The following is a 7,114-nucleotide window of genomic DNA, read 5'->3' on the forward strand; positions in this document are numbered from 1 at the left end:
GGGGTGTTGTACGGGCCGCCGGCCCGGAGGCGGGCCGGGAGGTCCGGGTTGGCGAGGAAGAGGGCGCCGTAGGCCAGGACGTCGGCGGTGCCGTCCTCGACGAGGGTCAGCGCCTCGGGGCCGGTCGGGCCCTCGGTGGCGGGGTTGAGCACGAAGGTCCCGGAGAACTGCTTGCGCAGGGCGAGGGTCGTGTCCCGGAGGCCGGGCACGGCCTCGAGGACGTGCAGGTAGGCGATGCCGAGCGGCTCGATCGCGGTGACGAGGGCGGCGTACAGCTCCTCGGTGTCGCTCTCGCTCATGTCGTTGTACGGGTTGGCCGGGGAGATCCGCAGTGCGGTGCGCTCGGGGCCGACGGCGTCGGCGACGGCCTTGACGACCTCGACGGCGAAGCGGATGCGGTTCTCGATCGTGCCGCCCCACTCGTCGGTGCGCTTGTTGGTGCCGTCGGCGAGGAACTGGTGGACCAGGTAGCCGTTGGCGCCGTGGATCTCGACGCCGTCGAAACCGGCCTCGACGGCGTTGCGGGCGGCGGTGGCGAAGCCCTCGACGGTCTCGCGCACCTCGTCGGCGGTGAGTTCGCGCGGGGTGACGAAGTCGGTGAGTCCTGCGCCGGTGAAGAGCCGGCCGGCCGGGGTGACGGCGGAGGGGGCGACGGGGTGCAGGCCCCGGCCGAGGACGACGGGGTGGCTGATCCGGCCGGCGTGCATCAGCTGGGCGAAGATCTTCCCGCCGCGCTCGTGGACGGCGTCGGTGACGCGGCGCCAGGCGGCGATCTGCTCGGCGCTGTGCAGGCCGGGGGTGTTGGGGTAGCCCTGACCGACGGCGGTCGGCTGGACGCCCTCGCTGATGATCAGGCCGGCGGAGGCGCGCTGGGCGTAGTACTCGGCGGTCAGCTGCGTGGGGACGCGGAGCTCGGCCTCGGCCCGGCTGCGGGTCATGGGGGCCATGGCGATGCGGTTGGCGAGGCGGGTGCCGGCGAGGTCGATCGGGTCGAAGGCGGTGGTCATGGCGGTCCTCCCAGGACAAATGTGGTCGGCCAAGTATTTATGTGGTCGGCCAACCATTTCCGTACGACCGCCACTGTAGCTCATTGATTGGCCAGCCAAGCTAATCTGGAGGAACAACCGCACCAAGGAGTCCGTAATGCCCGGAAACGACCCGCTCTGTACCGCCCTGGTGGGCGCGCTGCCGTCCGCCGCCCGCGGCGGACCCGTCAGCCACGCCCTCGCCCGGGTCGCCCGGCTGCACCGGATCGCGGCCGGGCGCCGGCTGAAGGAGCTGGACCTCTACCCGGGCCAGGAGTTCCTGATGATGGCGCTGTGGGACTGCGGTCCGGTGCGGCAGTCCGTACTCATCCAGGAACTCGGCCTCGACCCGTCGACGGTCACCAAGATGCTCCAGCGCCTGGAGCACAGCGGCCATGTCCGCCGCCGCCCCGACCCGGCCGACCGGCGGGCGGTGCTGGTCGAGGCGACGGAGGAGGGCGAGGTGCTGCGGGCACGCGTCGAGGGCGTGTGGCGTGACCTGGAGGAGCACTCCCTGACCGGCCTCGCCCCGGCCGAGCGCGCGGACCTCGCCCGGCTGCTCTCCCGCCTGGAGGAGAACCTGTGCCGGGAGGCGGCCGACGGCCTCACCGCGTGCCCGCAGGCGGAACGGGCTCAGCCCGCCAGCACCTCCAAGGCGCGGTCCACGTCCGCCGAGGAGTTGTAGAGGTGGAACGAGGCCCGCAGGTTTCCGGCGCGGGCCGACAGGAGCACCCCCGCCTCGCGCAGCGCGTCGGCGCGGTCACCGAGGCCCGGGACGCCGACGACCGTCGAGTCGTCGGCGACGGCCGGGTGCCCGAGCGCGTCGAGCCCGGCGCGGAACCGGGCGGCCAGGGCCTTGTTGTGGGCCTCGATCCGCTCGATGCCGATCTCCTCCAGGAGTTCCAGGGAGCGGGCGGCCCCGTGGTACGAGAGGAAGGCCGGCGGCTCGTCGAACCTGCGGGCGGAGCGGGCCAGTTCGCGCACAGGACCGTAGCTGTTGACCCACAGCTCCTCGCCCGTCACCCAGCCCGCGTGGATCGGCAGCAGCGCGTCCTGCGCCTCCTCCGTGACGGTGAGGAAGGACGCCCCGCGCGGGCAGAGCAGGTACTTGTAGCCGCCTGAGACGGTGAAGTCCCACTCCCCCGCGTACAGCGGCAGCCAGCCCGCCGACTGCGTCGCGTCCAGCAGGGTGCGGGCGCCGTGGGCCGCCGCGGCGGCGCGGACGGCGGCGACGTCGGCCGTGCGGCCGTCCGCCGACTGCACGGCGGAGAACGCGACGAGCGCGGTCCCGGGCCGCACGGACTCGGCGAGCCGCTCCAGCGGCACGAAGCGGGCCTTGAGGTCGCCGCGGACGGTGAAGGGCGTGATGACGGAGGAGAAGTCGCCCTCCGGGAAGAGGATCTCGGACCCCGCCGGCATGGACTGCGCCACCATGCCGACGTGGACGGAGACGGAGCTGCCGACCGCGACCCGGTCGGGCGTGACGTGGGCGAGCCGGGCGAAGGCGGCCCGGGCCTCGTCGACGACGTCGAAGCTGCCGGCGCCGCCGGGGCGGCCGGCCGCGGTCTCCTCGGCGAGCAGGGTGACCGCGTCGATCGTGCGGCGGGGCAGCAGCCCGCACGCGGAGGTGTTGAGGTAGGTCTGCTTCGGGGCGAACTCGTCGCCGCCCAGGGGCTCCAGGCGTTCCAGTGATTCCATGCGCCAAGCCTGGATTCCCCACGATCTCACGTCAATTGCGATAGATCATGGGGAATTCCCAAGGCGTCCTTATGGATGGGCGCTCAGCAGTTGCCGGCGTCGACGTCGCACGCGGCGGCGTCGCCGCCGACCGGCTGCAGCGTGCGGCCCTGCCAGGCCTGCTCCAGGGCCTGGGTGAAGACCTCGGCGGGCTGGCCGCCGGAGACCCCGTACCTGCGGTCGAGCACGAAGAACGGCACGCCGTTGGCACCGAGCTCGGCCGCCTCGCGCTCGTCGGCGCGCACGGCGTCGGCGTACGCGGCCGGGTCGGCGAGCACGCCGCGCACCTCGGCCTCGTCGAGACCGGCCTCGACCGCGAGGGTCACCAGGGTCTCGTCGTCGAAGACCGAGCGCTCCTCGGCGAAGTTGGCGCGGTAGGCGAGGTCGAGGAGCTCGTTCTGCCGGCCGCGGTCCTTGGCCAGGTGCAGCAGGCGGTGGATGTCGAAGGTGTTGCCGTGGTCACGGCCCTCGGTGCGGTAGCCGAGGCCCTCGGAGTGGGCGTTGGAGGCGACGTGGGCCTCCATCGCGCGCGCCTCGTCGAGGCTGCGCCCGTACTTCGCGGCGAGCATCTCCAGGACGGGGCCGGTGTCGCCCTTGGGACGGTTCGGGTCGAGCTCGAAGGAGCGGTGCACGACCTCGACCTCGTCGCGGTGGGCGAAGGCCGCGAGCCCCTTCTCGAAGCGGGCCTTGCCGATGTAGCACCAGGGGCAGGCGATGTCGCTCCAGATCTCGACGCGCATGGGTGGCTTCTCTCCTCGACGGGGGTCGGTGGTGCGGGGACGTTCGGTGGCGGAAACGCCCCGGAACGCCGGATCCATTCCGCCGCGGGCTCGGGTGTGACCAGGAGCACCGGCGTCACCACGGGCGCCCGACGCGGCGATCGGCCGGTCGGGCGCCCGGCACCGCGATCGGCTCGACAGGCGCCCGCCGGACTCCTGGCGCGGGCGGGTCGCCGTGCAGCGCGCGCAGGGCTGCGGCGGCCGCCGGGCCGGCGAGAGCGGACCAGCCTGTGGGCCGATCGGCGCGCACGGGTTCCCGGTCCGAGTCGGGGGCGGGCACTCAGGGAACGACGACCAGGCGGGCGACATCGAGTGGGCGCCATGCGCTGTGTCGACCGCACGGAGCAGGCGACCCATCGGGCCCGCTGCGAGACCCATCATGGCGCGTACGAGCGACGGCGGACCGTCCGCGCCCGTCGAACCGGGAGCCGAGGACGAGCGGCACGGCACGATGCTGCTGCACGGCGCCGCCAGGTCATCGAGCGGAAGGGACACGCGTGGCGTGACTGGTGCCTGAACGACTTTCCCGCGGCGGACGTGGACGTGGATTATGTGCGACCCCTCTCGAGGAAGCGATCAACACGGCGGGCAACGTTCACGTACTGTGCCGGGGCTGCCACCAAAGCAAGACGAGCACGAAGTTCGGGACCGTAGGGCCGTGCCGCACTTCGTAAAGATGCTGTGCGACAACGACCCCGGGCTGACTAGCGCTGCGTCCACCACGACAGTGCCGCCCCGCCGGGGGTGGTGGTCAGGCGACGAGCTCCAGGGATGCGCTGCACGGTCAAGCGCAGTCCACCTACGGACTGGCGCGGAAGTAGATCTTGTTGGTTGATGATCACGCCTCGCGGGAGGTGGGGATCATCCACGACCAAGACCCCACCTTCACAGCAGGGCCTAGTGGCGGTCCTTTCGGACGTCCCGTCGGAAGTGCACTTTCGCACCAGGCCGACGAGATGCTGCGGTTGGACCTGACTGCGCCACCCCAAGCAGCGCCGTCCGGCCGATGCCGACGGGCCTGTGCCCTCTCTAGAACCACTGGCCCCAGCCAAAGGTGAAGAGATAGGCGCGGCGAGCGGCGTCGAGCCCTCCGATGCCACGAAGGAGCGTGACTACCAGAGCAAGAAGGAACAAAGCGGCAAAGGATCCGGCCACGAGCGCACCAACGATCGGCCCCGCGAGCAGGCCCACAACCACACTCGCCGCGATGACGATTCCCAAGCCGAGGTGCGCGGAGGGCAGATCGGCTCCGAACACCTCCCGGAGAGCTTTGCGCTCTGCCCGCATATCAGAGGAATAGCGTTCCCGGGCCGCCCCCGGATCAGCGGCAGGCCCCTCAGGCCACTGCTTCATCCTCACCCCCCGTTCCATTCGAACGGAGCCTAACTCCTGGGTCACGCGCCTCGCGGTGCTCAGTCGAGACAACCCTCCGCGCGATCGAACCGACCCGAGCGAACCTCAGTGGCGGGGACAAAGGGCGCCCGCCCGTCCTCGTCCACCGCCATGTAGCCCGTGAGTCAGCAGAGATCCGAGACCGCACCCGTCATCGCTTCGCGGACGGATTCCGGGGCGTGCTGTCTCGTCGCTGGTCAGAGTGCTCGGGCGGCCCTGCGGTACTGGCCGGGGGCCGTGCCGTATTCGCGCTTGAAGGCCTTGGCGAAGGCGAACTCGGAGGAGTAGCCGGAGCGCTGGGCGACGGCGCGCAGCGGCAGGTCGTCGGCCCGCAGGAGGCGTCCCGCCGTGGTCATCCGCCACCAGGTGAGGTACGCGAGCGGGGGGCGCCCGACCAGGGTGGTGAAGCGGCGGGCGAACGCGGCCCGGGAGAGGCCGCCGAGTGCGCCGAGCTCCTCGACCGTCCAGGCGCGGGCGGGGTCGCCGTGCAGCGCGCGCAGGGCCGCGGCGACCGCCGGGTCGGCGAGGGCGGCGGACCAGCCGGTGGACCGGTCGGCGCGCACCGTCAGCCACCAGGTGCGCAGCAGGTAGAGCAGCAAGGTGTCGAGGAGGGCCGGGACGATGGCGTCGGAGCCGGGCTGGGGCTCGGCGAGTTCGGCGCCGAGCAGGTCCACGGCGGCGCGCAGCCTCGGGTGGGCGCCGACCCGGGCGGGGATGTGGACGTACGGCGGCAGCTCGGTGAGCAGCGGATGGGCGCGGGCCCGGCTCAGCTGGTAGGCGCCGCACAGGAGCAGGGTCTCGTCAGGGCCGACCGGTCCGCGGACCGGCGGAGTGGGCCAGGATCCGTCGGGCGCGGTCACGGCGTCGACGAGCGGGGTGTCGGGGCGGTCGGCGAGGCCGTGCCCGGTGCCGTGGGCGAGCAGGACGACGTCGCCGGGGCCGAGCCGTACGGGCGCGCCGTCGTCCGGCGGCAGCAGCCACGCGCCGCCCTGGAGGACGACGTGGAAGCCGGCGCCCTTGCTCGGCGGGAAGCGGAAGCCCCAGGGGGCGAAGTTGACGGTACGGGAGGAGTGCGGCCGGCCGGTGCGCATGGCGGCGATGGCATCGCTCAGTACGTCCATGTCCCGCACCGTACCCCCGCGCGCCGGGTGCCCCGCGTGCTCCCGCACTCCCCGTCGCCGGGGCCGAGACGATCGGACATGCGCGGGAGCCGGAGGGACATGGATCGTCTCTCCGGCCCTGCCTACGGTCGGGACATGCGAAACGACATGACGACGAAGGCGGTTCTGTTCCACGAGCTCGGCGGGCCCGAGGTGCTCCAGGTCGAGGAGGTCGCACTGCCGGCCCCCGGCCCGGGCGAGGTCCGGGTCCGGGTCGACGCGCTCGGCCTCAACCGCGCCGAGGCCCTGTTCCGTTCGGGCACGTACTACTACCAGGCCACGCTGCCGGGTTCGCGCCTCGGTTACGAGGCGGCGGGCGTGGTCGAGGAGGTCGGCGAGGGCGTCACCGCCTTCGCCCCCGGCGACGCGGTGATGGCGGCGGCCAACTTCGACTTCGGGGTGCACGGCGTGTACGCGGAGCGGGTGCTGCTGCCGCAGGAGTACCTGGTGGCGCGGCCGGAGGGCGTGGACGCGGTGACCGCTGCGGCGGCTTGGCTCACGTACTCGACGGCGTACGGCGGCATGGTGGAGGCGGGCGGGCTGCGGCCCGGCGGCCACGTGGTGATCACCGGCGCGTCCAGCGGGGTCGGCACGGCCGCGATCCAGACCGCGCTGCGGATCGGCGCCACGCCGATCGCCGCCACCCGCGAGGAGTCGAAGCGCGAGCGGCTGCTCGGGCTCGGCGCCCCGCACGTGGTCGTCACCGACGAGGAGGACCTGGTCGACGAGGTGCGCCGGATCACCGGCGGCCGGGGCGCCGACGTCGTCTTCGACGCGATCGGCGGCCCCGGGTTCGCCCGCCTCGGCGGGACGCTGCGGCCCGAGGGCACGGCGGTGCTCTACGGCTGGCTGGACCAGCGGCCGGCCGAGGTGCCGATGCAGTGGCCGCTCACCGTACGCGGGTACGCCAACGGCGCGGTCGTCCGCACGGCGGAGGGACGCGCCCGGATGGCCGGGTTCATCGGCTCCGGGCTGAGCGACGGCTCGCTGGCGCCGGTGGTCGCCGAGACCTTCGAGGGTC

7 protein-coding genes are annotated in these 7,114 nt (G+C 73.0%); 2 read left to right on the plus strand and 5 right to left on the minus strand.

The features are described from left to right. On the minus strand, positions 1-1,007 hold a 1,007-nt coding region (locus ACFWJO_RS36870), incomplete at its 3' end, for an alkene reductase (RefSeq protein ID WP_386872459.1). 136 nt (positions 1,008-1,143) lie between these two features. Here ACFWJO_RS36870 and ACFWJO_RS36875 point away from each other — a divergent pair. Beyond that, positions 1,144-1,710, plus strand: coding sequence for a MarR family winged helix-turn-helix transcriptional regulator (locus tag ACFWJO_RS36875; RefSeq protein WP_386872461.1), 567 nt, complete (start codon positions 1,144-1,146; stop codon positions 1,708-1,710). On the opposite strand, the gene ACFWJO_RS36880 is transcribed toward ACFWJO_RS36875, so the two are convergent. The 4 genes from ACFWJO_RS36880 to ACFWJO_RS36895 form a co-directional block, all read right to left on the minus strand. Continuing rightward, positions 1,659-2,723, minus strand: coding sequence for an aminotransferase class V-fold PLP-dependent enzyme (locus ACFWJO_RS36880; protein ID WP_386872463.1), 1,065 nt, complete (start codon positions 2,721-2,723; stop codon positions 1,659-1,661). The genes ACFWJO_RS36875 and ACFWJO_RS36880 overlap by 52 nt on opposite strands. Positions 2,724-2,806: 83 nt before the next feature. Further along, a complete protein-coding gene (locus ACFWJO_RS36885; RefSeq protein WP_386872464.1) occupies positions 2,807-3,502 on the minus strand; it encodes a DsbA family oxidoreductase in 696 nt (231 codons plus the stop codon). A gap of 1,068 nt (positions 3,503-4,570) precedes the next feature. After that, positions 4,571-4,894 carry a hypothetical protein gene (locus ACFWJO_RS36890; RefSeq protein ID WP_386872469.1) on the minus strand — a complete coding sequence of 108 codons (324 nt, stop codon included), beginning with the start codon at positions 4,892-4,894 and terminating at the stop codon, positions 4,571-4,573. 236 nt (positions 4,895-5,130) lie between these two features. Beyond that, a complete protein-coding gene (locus ACFWJO_RS36895; RefSeq protein ID WP_386872466.1) occupies positions 5,131-6,054 on the minus strand; it encodes an AraC family transcriptional regulator in 924 nt (307 codons plus the stop codon). A gap of 135 nt (positions 6,055-6,189) precedes the next feature. Between ACFWJO_RS36895 and ACFWJO_RS36900 the strand changes: the two genes are divergently transcribed. Then, on the plus strand, positions 6,190-7,114 hold a 925-nt coding region (locus tag ACFWJO_RS36900), incomplete at its 3' end, for a zinc-dependent alcohol dehydrogenase family protein (protein WP_386872467.1).

The organism is Streptomyces sp. NPDC127092, from assembly GCF_042722475.1.
Lineage (GTDB): Bacteria > Actinomycetota > Actinomycetes > Streptomycetales > Streptomycetaceae > Streptomyces.

What these genes read in the sequence shown, in the direction of transcription:
- ACFWJO_RS36895 (WP_386872466.1), bottom strand. Translation starts at nt 6,054, where the DNA reads ATGGACGTACTGAGCGATGCCATCGCCGCCATGCGCACCGGCCGGCCG.
- ACFWJO_RS36890 (WP_386872469.1), bottom strand. Translation starts at nt 4,894, where the DNA reads ATGAAGCAGTGGCCTGAGGGGCCTGCCGCTGATCCGGGGGCGGCCCGG.
- ACFWJO_RS36875 (WP_386872461.1), top strand. Translation starts at nt 1,144, where the DNA reads ATGCCCGGAAACGACCCGCTCTGTACCGCCCTGGTGGGCGCGCTGCCG.
- ACFWJO_RS36885 (WP_386872464.1), bottom strand. Translation starts at nt 3,502, where the DNA reads ATGCGCGTCGAGATCTGGAGCGACATCGCCTGCCCCTGGTGCTACATC.
- ACFWJO_RS36880 (WP_386872463.1), bottom strand. Translation starts at nt 2,723, where the DNA reads ATGGAATCACTGGAACGCCTGGAGCCCCTGGGCGGCGACGAGTTCGCC.